Origin of the sequence: Actinoplanes italicus (assembly GCF_003001815.1) — a bacterium.
GTDB classification, from domain to species: domain Bacteria; phylum Actinomycetota; class Actinomycetes; order Mycobacteriales; family Micromonosporaceae; genus Actinoplanes; species Actinoplanes italicus.
The window spans coordinates 169,348-187,707 of the sequence record NZ_PVMZ01000009.1 but is presented as its reverse complement, the minus strand read 5'-3'; the positions used below and the strand labels follow the sequence as shown (position 1 = coordinate 187,707).

12 protein-coding genes are annotated in these 18,360 nt (G+C 71.6%); 2 read left to right on the top strand and 10 right to left on the bottom strand.

Going from position 1 to position 18,360, the window contains the following annotated elements; genetic code table 11:
* Nucleotides 1–164: 164 nt before the first annotated feature.
* A complete protein-coding gene (locus CLV67_RS22855) occupies nucleotides 165–1,103 on the bottom strand; it encodes a dioxygenase family protein (protein ID WP_239166448.1) in 939 nt (312 codons plus the stop codon).
* A gap of 78 nt (nucleotides 1,104–1,181) precedes the next feature.
* Nucleotides 1,182–1,871: a GH12 family glycosyl hydrolase domain-containing protein gene (locus CLV67_RS22850; RefSeq protein WP_106321628.1), complete on the bottom strand. Its 690-nt coding sequence runs from the start codon at nucleotides 1,869–1,871 to the stop codon at nucleotides 1,182–1,184.
* Between the two features lie 207 nt (nucleotides 1,872–2,078).
* On the opposite strand from CLV67_RS22850, the gene CLV67_RS22845 reads away from it, so the two are divergent.
* On the top strand, nucleotides 2,079–2,729 hold the full coding sequence (locus tag CLV67_RS22845; RefSeq protein ID WP_170153961.1) for an SAM-dependent methyltransferase: 651 nt from the start codon (nucleotides 2,079–2,081) through the stop codon (nucleotides 2,727–2,729).
* Here CLV67_RS22845 and CLV67_RS22840 read toward each other — a convergent pair.
* From CLV67_RS22840 to CLV67_RS22810, 7 genes are all read right to left on the bottom strand, one after another.
* Complete coding sequence (locus CLV67_RS22840; RefSeq protein WP_106321624.1) at nucleotides 2,702–3,247, bottom strand: GNAT family N-acetyltransferase; 546 nt, start codon at nucleotides 3,245–3,247, stop codon at nucleotides 2,702–2,704. The genes CLV67_RS22845 and CLV67_RS22840 overlap by 28 nt on opposite strands.
* Before the next feature lie 2 nt (nucleotides 3,248–3,249).
* Nucleotides 3,250–4,257 (bottom strand): 1-aminocyclopropane-1-carboxylate deaminase, encoded by a 1,008-nt coding sequence (locus CLV67_RS22835; RefSeq protein WP_106321622.1) that lies wholly within the window; start codon nucleotides 4,255–4,257, stop codon nucleotides 3,250–3,252.
* Nucleotides 4,254–4,895 carry a GntR family transcriptional regulator gene (locus CLV67_RS22830; protein WP_106321620.1) on the bottom strand — a complete coding sequence of 214 codons (642 nt, stop codon included), beginning with the start codon at nucleotides 4,893–4,895 and terminating at the stop codon, nucleotides 4,254–4,256. Before CLV67_RS22830 ends, CLV67_RS22835 begins: the two co-directional genes overlap by 4 nt.
* Nucleotides 4,896–5,128: 233 nt before the next feature.
* Nucleotides 5,129–6,025, bottom strand: a complete 897-nt coding sequence (locus CLV67_RS22825; RefSeq protein WP_146169261.1) for a hypothetical protein — start codon at nucleotides 6,023–6,025, stop codon at nucleotides 5,129–5,131.
* 270 nt (nucleotides 6,026–6,295) lie between these two features.
* Nucleotides 6,296–7,177 carry a discoidin domain-containing protein gene (locus CLV67_RS22820; RefSeq protein ID WP_106321616.1) on the bottom strand — a complete coding sequence of 294 codons (882 nt, stop codon included), beginning with the start codon at nucleotides 7,175–7,177 and terminating at the stop codon, nucleotides 6,296–6,298.
* A 182-nt stretch (nucleotides 7,178–7,359) separates the two neighbouring features.
* Complete coding sequence (locus CLV67_RS22815; RefSeq protein ID WP_146169260.1) at nucleotides 7,360–8,211, bottom strand: hypothetical protein; 852 nt, start codon at nucleotides 8,209–8,211, stop codon at nucleotides 7,360–7,362.
* Between the two features lie 91 nt (nucleotides 8,212–8,302).
* Nucleotides 8,303–9,901 (bottom strand): amidohydrolase, encoded by a 1,599-nt coding sequence (locus tag CLV67_RS22810; protein WP_239166447.1) that lies wholly within the window; start codon nucleotides 9,899–9,901, stop codon nucleotides 8,303–8,305.
* A 157-nt stretch (nucleotides 9,902–10,058) separates the two neighbouring features.
* Here CLV67_RS22810 and CLV67_RS22805 point away from each other — a divergent pair, with 157 nt between their 5' ends.
* Nucleotides 10,059–13,703: an SCO7613 C-terminal domain-containing membrane protein gene (locus CLV67_RS22805; protein ID WP_106321610.1), complete on the top strand. Its 3,645-nt coding sequence runs from the start codon at nucleotides 10,059–10,061 to the stop codon at nucleotides 13,701–13,703.
* A 392-nt stretch (nucleotides 13,704–14,095) separates the two neighbouring features.
* On the opposite strand, the gene CLV67_RS22795 is transcribed toward CLV67_RS22805, so the two are convergent.
* A complete protein-coding gene (locus tag CLV67_RS22795; protein WP_106321608.1) occupies nucleotides 14,096–18,244 on the bottom strand; it encodes a bifunctional nitrate reductase/sulfite reductase flavoprotein subunit alpha in 4,149 nt (1,382 codons plus the stop codon).
* Nucleotides 18,245–18,360 lie beyond the last annotated feature (116 nt).

The window sequence follows — 18,360 nt, the reverse complement described above, 5'->3', positions numbered from 1 at the left end:
GACGGACGCACTTCAACCGAACCTCGCAAGACCGAACGGTCTCTCACAGGTTCGAACACATTCATCCACCGTCGCCGATCCTCTGTCAAGGTTCCGAACCATTTCCGGAACCGGGCCGGCCCACCTCCCCGACCCGGCCGGCGCTTGATCAGGCCGCCTCTTGATCAGGCCGGCGGCGGGCCTGAGGGCGGTGCTCCGCCTGGACCGCCGGGACCACCCCGCCCGCCGCCGGGAGGGCCGCCGTCCGCAGCCGGGGTCGTGGTGGTGTCCACGCCGACGGTCAGGGCCACGGTGTATCCGCCGCTCACGTCACCGGTCACGGTGGCCAGCTGCTTCACCGCCGAGTCGTCGCCGAACACGTTGTCGGTCGCCAGGGTGAGCCGGGCCAGGTTGGTGACCGACGACTCGTACCCCTTCTCGGCGTAGACCGTGTCGCAGTGCTCCTTCGGGATCGCGACCTGCGAGGTGGCGATCGCCTTGGTGGAGTCGGTGACGGCGGCCTCGTCCGGGTAGACCTCGAAGTGGACGTGCGGCCACCGCCCGGTGTAGCAGGCCGGGAAGATGCTGGTGAACGTCACCTTCCCGGCGGCGTCGGCGACCTGCACGCCGCGCAGGTAGTTCTCGCCGGTGACGCCCTCGGAGTACATCGAGTAGAGCCCGGCCCGGTCGCAGTGCCACACGTAGACGGCCACCCCGGCGAACGCGGCTCCGCCGCCGGCGAGGTCCTTGATCGTCAGCTCCAGGGTCATCGGCACGCCCTCGGCGGTGCCGCTGCCGCCGCCGAAGCTGGAACGGATGTCGCTGCGCACGATCCCGCTCTGCTCCAGCACGTCCGGGCCGTTGGAGCCGTCGCCCGGGTACGGCCCGGCCGTCTCGGCCGGCATCTCCTCGGCATTCGTGGCAGCCGCGGTGGTGGCGGTCGCCGCCGGAGTGGACTCGGAGGTGCAGGCGGCCAGCCCCAGGGAGGCCACACCGGCGCCGAACGCCCGCAGGATCTGCCGCCGCCCCATCAGGGTGCCCAGGTCGAACCCGAGGCCCTGGTCGAACACCTCCTCCCCGGGTCTGACCAGTGGGCGTCCCTGATAGGTCGGTCGGTCCGTCACTTCTTCCTCCGATGTGCTGCTCGCCAGGGGTTACCCGAGCATGCAAACACCGGAAACTATGGATGCCCTGTCATCGACCTACGAGGCCGACGCGGAGTAGCTGTTCGTGACGAAGTCCTTGCCGCCACTCGCCGAGGTGATCTCGTAGCCGAACTGGATCGTGCTGAGCGTGACGTCGCCGTACCATCCGCGGGTTCTGATCCAGTTCATGACGGCACGGATGTCGACCGTGCCGGCGCTGGTGTTGCTCGTCCGGACGAAGGAGAACACCTGGTTGGCGCCGTTCGATCCGCGGTAGACGTTCCAGGTGTGGCCGCCGACGGTGGCCGTGGCCTGCAGCGACCCGAGCGGCCCGACGGCGCCGGTCTTGTTCATCCAGAGCATGATCTCGTACGTGTGCCCGTCGGCCCAGATGTCGTAGGCGGTGGTGTACGCCGCACCGGACGGCACGGTGACGTTGAAGCTGCTGGTGGCGCTGCGCAGCGCGCTGAGCCGGATGCCGACGCTGCGGCTGGCGTTCGGGTACGACTTGATGCCGCCGGTGTTGGGATGGTTGGCCCAGACGCCCCAGTTGCTCGGCGAGTTGGCCCAGATGGTCTGCGGTCCGGCGCCACTGCCCCAGATGTTGTTGTAGAGGGTGTAGCCGCCGTTCGACCAGTTGCCCCACTGGTCGGAGGACCACCAGACGGCGGCCTGCGCGGGCGTCTGCCCGAGCACCAGCAGGACCGACGCGAGCAGCAGGGACAGGGTGATTCTCAGTTTGCGCACGGGAGCTCCTCAGGGAGGGGGATGAGCGGCCGCGTCGAAGCGCTTCGACCGACCTGAGCATCGATGCACATCTAACTTTTGGGGATGGGCGAACCCTAAGGCGTACACGACGGCAACGCAACGCGAAAGTTTCCGGCGCATTGCCTGTTCCACAGTGGAATCACGATAAAGTCGCGGGACACTCGACGCGATCTGGGGGCAGATGTGGTGGAGGAGACGGTCCGGCTTCCGGTCCGGGAGAGTCGTTCGTTCCTGCAACGGGCGGTGCGGTTCCTGGCCGAGGAGGCGCGGGTCGACCAGTTCCTCGACATCGGCGCCGGGCTGCTACTCGTGAACAGCACCCACCAGGTCGCCCAGCGCAAGGTCCCCCACGCCCGGATCGTGTATGTCGACAACGACACCACGATCGACGCGGGATTCCCCGCCACGCCCGAACGGGGCCCCATCCGATATCTGCACGGCGACCTGCGTGAACCCCGCGCCCTCCTGAGCGATCCCCTGCTCAAGGAGACCATCGACCTCGGCCGGCCGGTCGCGCTGATCCTCGTCGGGGTGCTCGATCTCCTGCCCGACCACGCGCAGTCCGTCAGCGTCGTCCGCGAACTGCTCGCCGCCCTGCCGTCCGGCAGTTACCTCGTCGCGACCAGCTTCACCCTCGACCACCGGCCGGCCGAACCCGCCGGACGGCCGGGCACGCACCCCCGCACCCGCGCCCAGTTCGCCGAGTACTTCACCGGCCTCGGCCTGATCGGCCCCGGCATCGTCGCCGTCTCCGAGTGGCTCCCCGAGGTGCCGGCACACCAGCGACCACCCGCCGACACGGTCGCCCTTTACGGCGCGGTCGGCCGCAAACCCTGAGACCCGGTGAGGGTACGCCGATAGCGCACCTCCTCCAGCGGGAAGCCGCGAAGGTCGTCAACCTTCGACATCCCGTCCGGCCGCCAGCCCGCCGCCTCGTAGAACCGCCGCGCCCGGACGTTCGACGCGAGCACCCACAGGGTCGCCTGCCGGAACCCGGCCGCGGTCAGATGCTCCACCGCCGCCGCCATCAGCTCCCGCCCCACTCCGCGCCCCTGGAACGACGGCAGCAGATAGATCGCGCCGACCTCGCCGGTCTCCGGGTCAGCATCCGGGTCGCGGCTCGGCATCACCGCCACGAACCCGGCCGGCGGCACCGTCCCCTCCGTCCACACCAGAACGGCGCCGGGTGGAGGGAACTCGTCGAGCCGCTGCCGCCACCGCGGCTCGCGCTCGGCCGGATCCATGGCGTCCAGGAACTCCTGCGGAACGAGGCCCGTGTAAGCGGCCTGCCAGGCGCGCACGTGCACCCGGGCCAGCGCGGGGACGTCGTCCGGGACCGCCGGCCGGATCGCCATGATCAGGAGAACAGGCCGGCGTAGGCGTTGAGGGCCGGCTGGCCACCGAGGTGGGCGTAGAGGACCTTCGCGTCGCGGTCGATCTCGCCGCGGGCCACCAGGTCGATCAGGCCGGCCATCGACTTGCCCTCGTAGACCGGGTCGGTGACCATGCCCTCGGTCCGGGCCGCCAGGCGCATCGCGTCCAGCGTGGACTCGTCGGGGATGCCGTAAACACCGGCGTGGTAGCGGTCATCCAGGATGATCTCGTCCTCGGTCAGTTCCCGTGCGCCGATCAGCCCGGCCGTCGAGCGGGCGATCCGGGCCACCTGATCACGGGTCTCGGCGGGCTTGGCCGATCCGTCGATGCCGATCACCCGGCGGGGACGGCCGCCCGCCGCCGCGAACCCGGCGACCATCCCGGCCTGCGTGCTGCCGGTCACCGAGCAGACGATGATCGTGTCGAAGAAGACACCGAGCTGCCGCTCCTGCTCGATCACCTCGTACGCCCAATTGGCGAAGCCCAGCCCGCCGAGCCGGTGATCGGACGCGCCTGCCGGGATCGCGTAGGGGGTACCGCCGGAGGCGACGACCTCGGCCAGGGCCGCCTCCCAGCTCTCCTTGAACCCGATGCCGAAACCGGCCTTGACCAGGCGTACGTCCGCGCCGGCCAGCCGGCTGATCAGGATGTTGCCGACCTTGTCGTAGACGCTGTCCGGCCAGTCGACCCAGCTCTCCTGCACGAGCACGCACTTCAGCCCGGTCGCGGCGGCGACCGCGGCCACCTGCCGGGTGTGGTTCGACTGGACGCCGCCGATCGACACCAGCGTGTCGGCACCCTGCGCGAGCGCGTCCGCGACCAGGTACTCCAGCTTGCGGGTCTTGTTGCCGCCGTAGGCGATGCCGGAGTTGCAGTCTTCCCGCTTCGCCCAGACCTCGGCGCCGCCGAGATGACGGGTCAGCCGGTCCAGCCGGTGCACCGGCGACGGTCCGAACAGCAGCGGGTGGCGCGGGAAGTCGGAGATGCTCATGATCGCCCCTCGGTCAGCGGATGTAGATGGCTCCAGATCTCCGCGTTCACCGCGGTCGCGCGCGACACGTCACGGGCGGCCAGGGCGGAGATCAGGTCGTCGTGCAGCCGGACGGAACGGCCGGCCTGCGGGGACGTGAACAGGAGGCGCTCGGCACGGCGTACCAGAGGGGTGTATCTCTCGACCGTGCCGGAGGCCGCGGCGTTGCCGTAGGCCGCCAGCGGGATCGCGTGCACCTCGTCGTCGGCGGCCAGGGCCGCCTCGACGTCGCCCGCGGCGACCGCCTCGGCGAACCGGGTGTTGGCCAGGCGCATCGATTCCAGCAGGTCGGCGGTCAGGGTCTCTGCCACATGGCGTACGGCCAGCGCGTGCATGGCTCCGAGCACGGCCGCCGCGTCCTCGACGTCCTTGGCCACCACCTCGGTGACCCGGGTGTAGCTCTGCGGTTTCGTCTCGACGAGGCCCTCGCTGGTCAGGCGGGCGATCGCGTCACGGATCGGCGCCTTCGACAGCCCGAGCCGGGATGCCAGGTCGTCGGGTCGCAGCGCACTGCCCGGCGGCAGGGTGCCGTCGATGATCGCACCGCGGAGCCGCCCGTAGGCCGCGTCCCGCAGCAGATGCCGTCCAATGCTCTCCACAACTGAAATGTTAGATGCCAGAGCCCTTCCGCCGCCAGCCGCAGTTTTCTCGGCGTGGACGGATGCGGAGACAAGGCCTGGAGCACGGCTGAGCCCGCCGGCCGCACTCCCGACAGGGTCCGCTACGCGGATCACACGCCTGGGATACGGCCGGCGGGCTCAGCTTGAGCCTGCTGTGTGTGACGGTGGCTCGGGTACCGCCCCGACACCCGGACCACCGTCACGGTTCGGGGTCAGCGACGCTTGGTGCCCGTGGTCGCCTGCTCCGCGTTGTCGCCGGCGGCACCCTCTTCAGCGGCACCACCCTCGGCAGCACCCTCCTCGGCGGCACCTTCCTCAGCGGCACCCTCCTCGGCGCCCTGGTCCCCGGCACCGGCACCGGCCGCCGCGGCAACCGCCTTGGCGTCGGCGAGGGCCAGGCAGGACTGGAGCAGAGCGGCCTGAGCGGAGGTCACGGCAGCGGCGGCAGCGGCTGCCTGGTCGGCGGCGCCCTCGCCGGCGGCACCCTCTTCAGCGGCAGCGCCCTCCTCGGCAGCGCCCTCCTCGGCAGCGCCCTCCTCGGCGGCACCCTCCTCGGCGGCACCTCCCTCGGCAGCGCCCTTGCCCGCGCCGCCCTTACCGGCGGCGCCCTTGCCGGCCGCGCCCTTCTCGGCCGCCTTCTCGGCCTTACGGGCCGCCTTCGCGTACTTCTTGGCCAGCGCCTTGTTCTCCGCCTTGGCCTTCGCCGGGTTCGCGGCGGCCTCCTCGGCCTCCTGCGCGGCCTCCTCGGCGCCGTCCTCACCGGCGGCCGCGGCCACGTCGGCGGCGAACTGGTCGCACGACGCCTCGAGGGCCACGGCCGAGTCGACGGCGGCCTCCTCGGGTGCCTGTTCCTGGATCGGGGCGAGCTCTTCACCGTCGCAGACCACGCTGCCGGCATTGACCTGGAGGTCGGTGCACTTCGAGACGTCGAACTGCTGACCGTCGACCGTCACGATGCCGGAACCGGCCGCGGCCTTCGACTTCCCGGTGCCGGCCGACGCCAGCTGCACGCCGGTCACACCGGTGGCCACCAACACTCCCGCGACCACCACCGCGCCGATCGTCTTCCGCCGACTGTCCGGGTTACGTCGGTACGAGCGCGCCCTCATAATCACTCCTCGTCGTTGGAGGTCGATGCCATCGGTTGGGGGGCCATACGGGCCCGGACCCTCGACGGGTTCAACGCATCCGACCGGAGACGTCCCGAAATGCCTCCTGAAAAGCCGAGAAACCGCAGCTCAAAGCGGCTGCGAGAAAAGTGCGGAAAATTTTCCCAGGACCCCGCCGACGGGTGACTCTCACTTGGTCACGCAGGGTGCGACGGAACAGCGTTCCACAGTCGACTACCCACAGTGACTCGGGTCGGCGGTCGGAAGCGGTCAGCGGATCTCGAACTCGATGAGCGAGTAGCCGTAGATCCCGGAGCGCTTCGTGCCGTACATCCGCACATGACGGGCATTCGTCTTCGCGGCGATCCGCACGGTGCCACCGGCGCCGGTGGTGGTCGAGTAGGCGCGCTTCCACGTCTTGCCGTCCAGCGACGTCTCCACCCGGTACGCGGCGCCGTAGGCGTGCTCCCAGACGAGCACGACCTCGGAGATCTGCCAGGCACGGCCCAGGTCGACGCGGATCCACTGCGGGTCGGAGAAGCCGCTCGACCAGCGGGTCGAGGCGTCGCCGTCGCACGCGTTGGCGGGCCGCCACGGGTCGCCCTCGGAGGCGGAGGCGGTCGCTGTGCCCTGCAGCGCGAGGTTGACGCCGGACGGGTTGGCCCGGCCGGTCGCGGCGGGCTTCGGGGGGCCCGAGACGGAAGAGGAGCGTCCGGAGACGGACGGGGAGGGCGCGGGGGCCGACGGGCGGGCGGCGGAACCGTTCGGCGGCTTCGTGGGGGCGGCGCTCGCCGGGTCCGGAGTGGACGCGACTTGCTCCGTCGGGACGGTGGGCGCGGGGGCGGCGGCCTCGGCCGGGTTCCGGCCGCCGGTGCGCTGGGCGGCGAGCAGGCTGAGCGGCACGGCGAGAGCCAGCGTCGCACCGGCGGCGACCCAGGGCCACCGGCGCCTGCGGGACCGCTCCGGGCGTACCGCATCGGGTGCTGAAAACGACAGACCCTGAGCCTCCGCACTGCCGGATCCGGACGGTGACGGTGGCGGGGTCCGCGGGATCTGCGGCATGCGGGTCAGCCGGAGGCTGTCCGCGCGTGAGGGCCTGCGCTGCTCCCCGGACACCGGATCCACCGGCAGCCCGCCGTCACGCCGCTCCACGCGGTTCCCCCCGCTCGTCTCGCACCGGCCGCACGGCCGTCGCGCAGTATCTTGGCGCAAAGACGACGCCGGTCGGTGCCCGCGCGGCCACCGCCACACCCCTGTCGATGCGGCACGCAGGGCATCGGTTGACCGAACGTGAGAGCGATCACATAGCGTGTCGCTTCATTTGTCTCCCGGCTTCACTCGGTGACGATTCCGGTGGACGTGACCAACTTTCGTACAGCGGCTCGCGCGACCTTCTTCAGCCGTTTGTTCGACGGATCCTCCGCTCCCATCAGTCCCACCGTCATCGAGACGTCCCGGTAAGCGACCTGCACCGCTTTCACCCGAATGGTGTTCTCGATCCCCGCGAACTTCGCCTGCATCACCATTTCGACGGCGACCGAGTCGTCGCCGAGGCGCTGCTGCCAGTCCAGGGCGCGGAGGGTGAGTTCGGCGTCGTCCACGTCGATGTCCGCGCATTCCTTCAGCATCGTCCGGAGCGACGCGAGAGCCGCACCGGCCTCCTTCTCGCCGCCCGCGGACAGCACCTCCATCGCCATCGAGCCCTCGTCGGTGTTCTCGAAGATCGCCAGCGCGGTCGGCGGGGCCGCCGGCGTCTCGGGAACGTCCTTCTCGGCCGGCCCGGTCTTGACCGGATCCACCGTGCGGACCGGCCCGGTCGACCTGGCCAGGTCGACGTCCTGGACCGGCATGGCCAGCGGGCTCGAGGAGACTTCCGCCGGGCTGCCGGACATCGCGCACGGGTCGCCGCCCACGGACGCCTCGCCGAGCACCGACCGCAGGAACGGCTCGAAGTAGTTCATGTCCAGCAGCGCGTAACCAGCGGGCATGTCCTCCTCGGTGAGCAGCGCTTTCTTGAGCTGCTCCGTCCGGTCGGGCGGTTCGGCCGGCGCGGTGACGGCGGTCGCCGGCAGTCCGGGCGCGGCGCTCGCCGAAGCCGGCAGACCCGCGGCGGAGCCCAGTCCGAGCCCGAGAGAAAGCGCGAATGCGGCAGGAAACTTAATTGCTTTTTGGTGGGTTATACGCATATTTCCAGGCTAGTGATCACATTCATGTGAAGCTGACGAAGCAGCGATTTCAGAGCTTGCCGGAATGGTCCGGCCCGGAGAGGCCAACCGATTACCCCCGGTGCGCGACGCGGCCACCGACAACGGTCATCGGCACCGGCGATTCGGCGAATTCATCCGGGTCGGCGCTCAGCGGATCGAGGCCGAAGACGGTCAGATCCGCCCGGTGACCGGGTACCAGCCGCCCCGACTCACCGGAGAGCCCGGCCGCCGCGGCCGCCTCGGTGGTGTAGCCCTCGAGCGCCATCCGCGCCGTGAGCGCCTGCCCGGGCAGCACCGGCTCGACGTCCGGCCGCCCGGCCGGGCGGCGCAGCCGGGCCGCCGCCAGGATCGCGCGCGGGTCGAACGGCGCGATCGGCCAGTCCGAGCCCAGCACCAGCCGGGCACCCCGATCGCGCAGGTCACGGGCCCGGAACGCACGGTCGGCCCGCCGTTTGCCGAGCCGTGAGGACCAGTTGTCGCTGTGATCGGCGCGGGTGTAGGCGGTGCAGTGGGTCGGCTGCATGCTCGCGGTCACGTCCCGGCTCGCGAACCGTTCGATCAGCTCGGTCGGCATGGTCTCCAGATGCTCGATCCGGTGCGGGACCGAGGTGCGGGGCAGCCGGGCGTACGTGTCGAGCACGTAGCGGATCCCGGCGTCGCCGATCGCGTGTGTGACGATCGGGATCCCGTGCCCGGCGAGAACACCGGCCGCGTCGGTGTACGCCGACGGGTCCGGCCAGAGGCAGGCGGTCGACTCGCCGTGCGTGTCGGGTTCGTCCAGCCAGGCCGTGCCGCCGTCGATCGTGCCGTCGATCATGAACTTCGCGCCCTGCACCCGCCAGCGCCGACCGGCCAGCCGCTGCTGGGCGATCACCGCGTCCAGGCCGTCACGCCCGGCGCCGGGCATCACGAACGGGGCGAACCGCCACCGGACCGGCAGCTCACCATCCTCCTCCAGGGAGCGGAACAGCGCCGCCGAGTCCGCCTCGAAATCCATCGCGTTCGCCGCGGTCAGACCGGCGGCCGCCATCCGCCGCAGCAGATCCGTCAGCCGGGCACGCCGGTCGGCCGGTGCGTCCCCCGGCAGCAGGGCCCGGACCAGATCGAGGGCCTCCAGTTCGAGCAGATGTCCGGTCGGCCGCCGGTCCGCGTCGCAGACGACACCGGCTCCCGACACGAACGCCCGCGGACCGTCGATCCCGGCCATCTCCAGAGCGCGTGGGCTGACCAGCGCCGCATGCCCGTCGAACAGCAGCAGGAACACCGGCACGTCCGGCCCGACGGCCTCCACCAGCGGCGCGTGGGTGACCGGTGCTCCCTCGAAGACGTTCGGATCGAGACCCCAGCCCTCCAGCCATGCGCCCGGCGCCACGTCCGCGTCCCTCAAGGCCGATTTCAACCCTTCTGCGGTACGTACGGACGACAGGTCCACCCCACGGGTGAGCCCGACACCGGTCACCGGGTGAAAGTGCCCGTCCACCAGGCCCGGGGTGATCGTGGCCGCGCCCAGATCGACGACCTCGGTGCCGCGGCCGCGCCAGCCCCGCGCATCCGCCCGGTCACCGGTCGCGGTGATCACGCCACCGGCCACGGCGATCGCGGTCGGCGCCGGACCGTCCGACATCGTGTGGATCCGGTCGGCCATCAGGATCAGGTCGGCGACGCTCACGCTGGGGTCTCCTTCGTGCGGCGGTCCTCCCCCTCTACTACCGGCGTGGACCGCATCGGGTTCATCACGGAGCCCGTACCGGCCGAATCGCCTGTTCCGCGGGTTGCATCGATGCGCGAAGCTGTGCTTCCACATCTCCTTGACCTCGGGAACGGCCTTGACCACGTCCTATCCCTGCCCGCGCTGCGGCGCCACCGCCGCCCTGCCGGACGGCTGCCCCGCCTGCGGCGCCGGACCCGACCTCGAGGCCGCCGAGGTGATCCGCCTCGACGCCGAGCTGGCCGGCCTGAGCACCGAGCTGCAGGAGGCCAGGGCCCTGGTCACGAGCCTGGATCGGCGTCTCCACGACACCCGTGCGCGCCGCAATCAGATCGCCGCCCGTGTCGTCGCTCGCCGGCAGCCGTCGCCCGTGCCTGCTCCCGCGCCGGTTCCCTCGCCCGCTCTCACGTCCGGTTCCTCGCCCGCTCCCGCGTCCACGCCTTCGCCCGCTCCCGCGTCCACGCCTTCGCCCGCTCCCGCGTCCACGCCTTCGCCCGCTCTCGCGTCCACGCCTTCGGAGCCGGTTGAGCCCAAGCTGAGCACGCTCACCGTCCAGAACGTTCTGTTCACCCTCGGCGGGCTGCTGCTCGTGGTGGCCGCCGCGGTGTTCACCGCCGTCGCCTGGGCGCAGGTCGGCGTCACCGGACGGGCGCTGCTGCTCGCCGGAGCGACCGCCGCCGTCCTCGCGGTGCCGCCGTTCGCCGCCCGGCGCGGCCTCACCGCCGCCGCCGAGACCCTCGCGGCCGTCGGGCTGCTCATGATCCTGATGGACGGCTACGCGGCGTGGGCCGTCGACCTCCTGCGGGTCCGGGGCCTGGAACCGAGCGGGTACGCGGCCGCGGTGCTGGCCGTCACTGCGGCCATCGCTCTCGGCTACTCGATCCCGACCGGGCTGCGTGGCCCGCGCATCGCCGCGCTGCTCATGGCCCAGCCGGTGTTCCCGCTCCTGGCCGCCACCGCCGAGGCCGACCTGACCGGCTGGTCCCTGGCGTTCACCGCCACCGCGGCCCTCGACGTCGCCGTCCTGCGGTTCCGCCCGGCCCGATTCGCGGCCGACGGGCCGGGCGTCGTCACGTACGTCTGCGGTCTTCTCTCCGCCACCACCGCCGGTGTCCTGGCCCTGGCCGACCTGACCTTCGCCACCGGACCGGCCGACGCCGCCGTGACCGGTCTGATCCTGTTGCTGCCACCAGCCGTCGTCCTCACGTGGGCGCTCCTCGCACGGTTGGCGCTCGCCCAGTCGATCGCCGCCGGTCTGCTCGTGGTGACCTCGGGGGTCGCCCTGGCGCGCTGGGCCTGGACGCTGCCCATCGACGTCCGCGACTCGTCCTGGCACGCCGGCCGGATCGCCCTGGTGGCCCTCCTGATCGCGGCGGTCGTGGCCCGGCTTCCCCGCCGCCTGCCGCGGCCCGCCGGTGCCCCTTCACCCTCAGCAAGTCCTCCACCTCACGCCTCCTCCGTGGCCGGCGGGGAGTCGGGGCGGCGGTGGATTCCCACTGCGGTCGGGGACGGGGCCTGGGTGGGGGCGCTCATCGTGGGCGCGGCACCAGCCGTCACGGTTCTGCTCGCGGCGGTCGCCGGCGCGATTCGCAGCCGGGAAGCGGCCGGGCCGGTCTTCGACGCGTCCTTCGACGCTGCCGTCAACGGGTTGCAGCACGACATGCCGGCCGCCACCGTGCTCACCGCGGTCGCGTACGCCCTCCTGCTGCCCCGCCGGACCCTCGCCGACCTGGGCCTTACCGCATCGGCCCTGCTGGGGCTCCAGGTTCCGGCGGCCTTCGGGCTGCCGTGGTGGACGGCGTCGGTGGCGGGTGTCGCCGTCGGCGCGGTGGCGCTGATCGCCGCCGCCCGGTCACGCACCCTGCAGGAGGCCCTGTATCGGATCGCGGTGGCCCTCGTCATGGTCGGCCATGCCGTGATCATCGGCTGCGGGCGGGCCGAGGTCGCGGCCGCGGTGCTCGGCGCGGTCACCGTGCTCGGCGTCGGCACCGCCCTGGCCCTGCGCAACGCCCCGCGCGGCGCGGACGTCGGTGCCGGGTCCTTCACCGTGGGGCTCCTCGCGGCACCGCCGGCCGTCTGGCTGGCGTTGTTCGCGGCCGACGTGCCGGTCACCGGGCGGGTGCGGGTCTCGCTCGGCGTCGCGGTACTCCTCTGCCTGATCGCGCACGCCGTCGGCCGACGGCTTCCGGGGTACGGGCCGCACGCGCTCGGAGTCGCCCTGCTCGCCGCGGCGACCGCACCGATCTGGGCCGTACCCGGCAGCGATCCGGCCGTGCTCTACGCCGCGGCCGGGCTCCTGCTCGTCGTGGCGTTGCTGCCTCTCCCCGGCGCACGCGGCGGAAATGCGCTGCTCGCCGTGCTGCAGCCCGGGGTGGCGCTGCTCCTGCTGACCGCACCCGACCTGGCGGTCGTCCTGCTGGAGCCGTGGACGGCCCTGGACGACATCTGGTCCGGCGTTCCGCCGGTGCAGTCGCCGGTCACCTGGTCCGCCATCGTCGCCCTCGCCGGAGCCGCCGTCGCGGCCGCCGCCGCGGGCTGGCATGTCACCAGTTCACCGCTTCCGGACGCGGCTTCCCGCGGCGGCAGTGCCCCGGCGGCCGAGCGACCGGAGCGACGCCCTGCCGGGCCTGTGCTGGTGGCGGGGTGGGCTGCCGCGCCGTTCGTGGCGGTGCTTGTTCCGCTGGTGTTCGCGGCGGCCGGGGTTTCGTGGCCGGCTGTGCCGATCGCCGGGCTCGTGACCGGGCTGGCCGGGCTGCTGGCCGTGGTGCTCGCCCCGGTTCGGTATGTGGTGGGCAATGTGCTCGCGGTGCTGTTCGTGGTGCTGGCGGGTGCGGGGCTCGCCGGGTCGGCTGCCGGTCACGGGGCCAGCATCGCGGCTCTCGGGCTGGTGGTGGGTACGTCCGTCGTGGCCGGGTTGTTCGGGCGGCTTCAGTCCGATCGGGTCGCGGGGTGGACTGCCGGGAGTGTTTCGGTGGTCGTTCTCTCGTACACCATCGGGGATCTGATCGATGTCGGCCCGGCCGGACCGTCGCTCTTCGTCCTCGGGGCCGCGGCTCTGGTGATCGGGCTGGAGTGGGTGCTTCGTGGTCGGCGGGCGGTCGAGGCTCGTGCGCCGTTCGTGGTGGGGCATGCGTCCGCTCTGGTCGCGCTGCTGATCGCGGACGGTCTGGGATGGGCCGCGCTGGTCTGCAAGCTGTGGGCGCTGGTCCTGACGGTTCGCGCGCTGCGGCCCGGTGAGACGCGGAGCACCCGGTTCCGCTACGCGATCGCGGCCGGCTCGACAGGGCTGGCCGGCTGGTGGTTCCTGCTGTCGTCGCGGGATGTGGAGACCGTCGAGATCTACACCCTGCCTGCCGCTGTGCTGGCCGTGGTCGCCGGCTGGTTCGCCCGCCGGGGACGGCCTGAACTGCCGTCGTGGACCGCCTACGGGCCCGCGCTGGCCGCGGCGTTCCTGCCCACGCTCGCCGTGATCGCGAACAGCACCGCGGACGAACCGCACTACCTGCGGCGGCTGCTTCTCGGGGTGGGTGCGCTGCTCGTGCTTCTCGCCGGTGCGCGCGCCCGCTTGCAGGCCCCGGTCATCACCGGCGGGGGCACGTTGTCGCTGGTCGCGCTACATGAACTGATCCAGTTCTGGGATCTGGTGCCTCGCTGGGTGCCGCTCGCGGTGGGCGGGCTGCTGCTCGTCGGTGTCGCCACGACGATGGAACAGCGACGGCGTGACCTGGCTCGTCTGCGCGCCGCCATCACGCGCATGGCCTGAGCCGCGGTGCGGTGACCCGCGGTGCGGTGACCCGCGGTGCGCTGACCCGCGGTGCGCTGACCCGCGGTGCGCTGACCCGCGGGCCGCGGGTCACCACGGTGCCCCCGCAGATCTTGTGACCTTTCGCCACGTGAGCAGCCGAAACCTCACAAGATCGCCGCGGTGGGGCGGGCGGCGCGAAACTCGTCGGAGAAGTTGCCGGGTTTCGCCCGCCGGCCGACCCAAACCCCACAAGATCGCCGCGATGGGGGTGGGCGGCGAGAAACTCGTCGGAGATCTTGCCGGGTTTCGCCCGCCGACCGACCCAAACCCCACAAGATCGCCGCGATGGGGGTGGGGCGGAGGCGGGGGCGGGGCGGGGGGGTGGGGTGGGGTGGGGTGGGGGGAGACGTTCAGTAGATGTCTCGGACGTAGCGCTTTTCGGTGGCCAGCTGCTTCACGTAGGTGGTGGCGGCCTCGGGGGTCAGGCGTCCGTGGTTGACGGCGATGTCGTGCAGGGCCCGGTCGACGTCGCGGGCCATGCGGCTCGCGTCGCCGCAGACGTAGAAGTGGGCTCCGGCCTGCAGCCAGGCCCACAGCTGGGCGCCCTTCTCGCGCATCCGGTCCTGGACGTAGACCTTCGCGCGCTGGTCCCGGGAGAACGCCACGTCCAGGCGGCTCAGGATGCCGTCGGCGCGGAGGGCCTCCAGCTCCTCGGCGTAGTAGAAGTCGGTGGTGCTGCGCTGCTCTCCGAAGAACAGCCAGTTGCCGCCGGGGGCTCCGGTCGCCTGCCGCTCCTGGAGGAAGCCCAGGAACGGGGCCACGCCGGTGCCGGGGCCCACCATGATCATCGGGATGTTGGGGTCGCCGGGCGGGCGGAAGTGCGGCGCCCGCTGTACGAAGACCGGCACCTCGGCGCCGGGGGACGCGTCAGCCAGGTGGGTGGAGCAGACGCCTTTGCGGGTACGGCCACGGTGGTTGTCGAAGCGGACCACCGACACGGTGAGGCTGACCAGCGCGGGGTCGACGACCGGTGTGGAGCTGATCGAGTAGTGGCGGGGCTGGAGCCGTTTCAGCGCTGCGGCCCATTCCTGGGCGGTGGCGTCGACCGCGTGTTCGGCGATCACGTCGGCGGCCTGGCGGCCCCAGGTCCACTTGGCGAGTTCGCCCTTGTTGTCGGCGCGCAGCAGGGTCTTGATCTGGCCGGAGCCGCTGCGTTCGGCCACGAAGCGCAGCAGGTCGGTGGTGACCCGGGTGATGTCGAGATGCCGGGTGAGCGCCTCCGCCAGGGATAAGGCACCGAGACGGTCGAGGTGGACGACCGTGTCGGCGGGCAGGTTGGTGATGGCCAGCCATTCGTCGACGAGTTCGGGGCAGTTGACCGGCCACACGCCGAGGGCGTCGCCGGCCTGGTAGTCGAGCAGCCCGCCGGTGTCGAAGGTGAACCGTCGCACCTCCTTGGCGGAGCCGGGCAGGCTCAGGAGCCGGTTGCCGACGAGGGTCGCCGCGAGCGGAGCGGCCTTCACCGGCGTGGCGGCGCTGGTGGAGAGTGCGGTGACCGAGGTGGGTACGGCGGAGGCGGCCGCCGCAGCGGACAGGGCCTGCGCGGTGGAGACGGCGACGGGAGCGGCCTCGGTCAGGGCGTCGAGAACCGAGGAGAGCCAGCCGCCGGCGGTCTGCTCGAAGTCGGGTTCGCAGTCGGCCCGGGGTGCCAGCCGGACGGCGCCGAGCTCGGCGAGCCGTTCGTCGATGCGGCGGCCGTGTCCGCAGAAGTCGTCGTAGTTGGAGTCTCCGAAAGCGAGCACGGCGTACCGCTGGCCGTCGAGGCGGGGCGCGCCGTCGCCGGTGAGCGAGTCCCAGAAGCTCGTCCCGTTGTCGGGCGCGTCGCCGTCGCCGAACGTGCTGGTCACGACGAGCAGGTCGGCTCCCGGATCGAGCAGGTCGGCGGCCGGGCCGTCCATGCCGAGCACGCTCACCTGCCGCCCGGTCTCGGACAGCCGCCCGGCCACGACGCGAGCGAAATCCTCGGCATTGCCGGTCTGGGAGGCCCACAGGACCTGCAGGCGTCCGGCCGGCGGCTTCGCGGTGGGAGAAGACCCCGGCGATGGTACGGCTGTGAGCACCCCGGCGAGCAGGCCGTTGACCCACATGGCCGTGCCGTGGTCGAAGGGTGCGCCCTCCGGCAGCACCGACGGTCCCGGCCGCAGGGTGGCTCCGGCGAGGAAGCCGGCCAGGTAGCGCCGCTGGTCCTCGTCGAGAGCGGGCGGCGCCGGGTCGAGCCCGAGCCGCGCCAGCAGGTCGGCACCGCCGGCGAGCGCCGCCCCGACAACGGACGCACCAGAACCCGAAGCGGCCACCCCGGCAAAAGAAGAAGCTGCCGGCAAGGCAGGAGCGGGAGCGGCGGAGACACGGGTGAGAGAGACCGCGCACACCTTGAGTTCCGGCTGGAAGGACAGCGGGTCGACGGCGTCGCTGGTGACCGCGTTGACGCTGAGGTATTCGCCGAACAGGTCGTTCCAGTGGATCGGGGCGAAGCAGCTGCCGGGCAGGACCCGGTCGGTGACCACGGCGGGCAGTACGGCCCGGCCGCGCCGGGAGGCGATCTCGACCAGGTCGCCGACCGTGATCTCGAACCATTCGGCGTCGATCGCGTTGATCTCGATGAACGGGTCCGGGTTGAGGCGGTTCAGCTTGGCGATCTTGCCGGTCTTGGTCATGGTGTGCCACTGGTGCTGCAGGCGGCCGGTGTTGAGGACGAAAGGGTAGTCGTCGTCCGGCATCTCGGCGGGGTCGGTGTGCGGCCGGGGATGAAAGATCGCCTTGCCGCTGGGCGTGGCGAACCGTAGCGAAACGGGCGCGGCCGACCCCACTGAACCCGGTGCGGCTGACGCGGGAGCAGAGGAGAGGTAGCGGATCGGGTTGCGGCGGCCGCTGCCGGGAGGGGCCGGCCACTGGACGGGACCGCCGGACAGCATCTCGTAGGTGACGCCGCGCAGGTCGTACCCGGTCAGAGGGTTGGCGAAGGTCTTGATCTCTTCGAAGATCTCCGCTGCCGTTCCGTAGGTGAAGGCCGCGCCGTAACCCATCTCGGTCGCGACGCGGGCGATGATCTGCCAGTCGGCGAGCGCCTCGCCCGGGGCCGGGACCACCGGGTGGACGAGGGTGAGGTTGCGCTCCGAATTGATCATGACGCCCTCGGCCTCGGACCACATGGCGGCGGGCAGCGCGATGTCGGCGTAGGCGTTGGTCTCGGTCTCGGCGAACGCGTCCTGGGTGATCACCAGGTCGGCGGCCTCCAGGCCCGCGATGACCGTCCGGCGGTTGCCGACCGAGGCGACCGGGTTGGTGCAGATGACCCAGCAGGCCCTGATCCTCCCGGCCGCCATCTGCTCGAACATGTCGACGGTGCCCTTGCCGACCTCGGTGCGCAGGGTCCCGGCCGGTACGCCCCAGGCCTTCTCGGTGAACTCCCGGTCGGCCGGGACGAGCACGGACCGCTGGCCCGGCAGGCCGGGTCCCATGTAGCCCATCTCGCGGCCGCCCATCGCGTTGGGCTGGCCGGTGAGCGAGAACGGCCCGCTGCCGGTGCGGCAGATCGCACCGGTCGCCAGGTGCAGGTTGATCAGGGCGTTGGTGTTCCAGGTGCCGTGGGTGCTCTGGTTGAGGCCCATGGTCCACAGGCTCACCCAGTTCCCGGCCTCGCCGATCCACTGCGCGGCGGTACGGATGTCGTCCTCGGACAGTCCGGTCAGCTCGGCGACCCGGTCCGGCGGATAGTCGGCCAGGAACTCCGGCATCGCCTCCCAGCCCTCGGTCCACGACTCGATGAAGTCCAGGTCCGGCGTGATCAACCCCAGCAGGCCGTTGAGCAGCGCGAGGTCGGCGCCGGGGCGGATCTGCAGGAAGAGGTCGGCCTTCTCGGCGGTGGCGGTGCGCCGGGGGTCGACGACGATCAGCTTCGCGCCGGCCTTGACCCGCTCCATCATGCGCAGGAAGAGAATGGGGTGGCAGTCGGCCATGTTCGAGCCGATCACCAGGAACAGATCGGCGTGATCCAGGTCGTCGTAGGAGCCGGGCGGGCCGTCCGAGCCGAGCGACAGCTTGTATCCGGTGCCCGCGCTGGCCATGCACAGCCGCGAGTTGGACTCGATGTTGTTCGTCCCGATGAAGCCCTTGACCAGCTTGTTCGCCAGGTACTGGGCTTCCAGGGTCATCTGGCCGGAGACGTACATGGCGAACGAGTCCGGTCCGTGCTCGTCGATGATCGAGCGCAGCCGCCGGGCGGTCTCACTGATCGCGGCGTCCACACCCAGCGGTGCCGGAGCGGCGCCCCGGCCGGCCCGGATCAGCGCGGTGTCCAGCCGGCCCGGCGCGGCGAGCAGTTCGGCGCTGGTCGCACCCTTCGTGCAGAGGCGACCGGCATTGGCCGGGTGTTCCCGGTCGCCGCTCGCTTTGATCACCTTCAGCGGGCCGTCGTCCTGGCGCGCTACGTCGAGCACCATCCCACAGCCGACGCCGCAGTACCCGCAGACGGTTCGCACCCGGGTGACATCGGCAGCCACTGGCACCCCTTCACGTTTAACTTGCTTCCACACCAACCTAGGAAGTCCCGGTTTCCGCGTGGTCACTTGAAAGTGCGTCGCCGATTACCCGAAGGTCACGTCATCGGCCGGTGCGT

Bases quoted from the DNA above. Each gene is read 5' to 3' on its own strand.
- CLV67_RS22840 (WP_106321624.1), bottom strand. From the start codon at position 3,247: ATGGCGATCCGGCCGGCGGTCCCGGACGACGTCCCCGCGCTGGCCCGG.
- CLV67_RS22835 (WP_106321622.1), bottom strand. From the start codon at position 4,257: ATGAGCATCTCCGACTTCCCGCGCCACCCGCTGCTGTTCGGACCGTCG.
- CLV67_RS22825 (WP_146169261.1), bottom strand. From the start codon at position 6,025: ATGAGGGCGCGCTCGTACCGACGTAACCCGGACAGTCGGCGGAAGACG.
- CLV67_RS22815 (WP_146169260.1), bottom strand. From the start codon at position 8,211: ATGCGTATAACCCACCAAAAAGCAATTAAGTTTCCTGCCGCATTCGCG.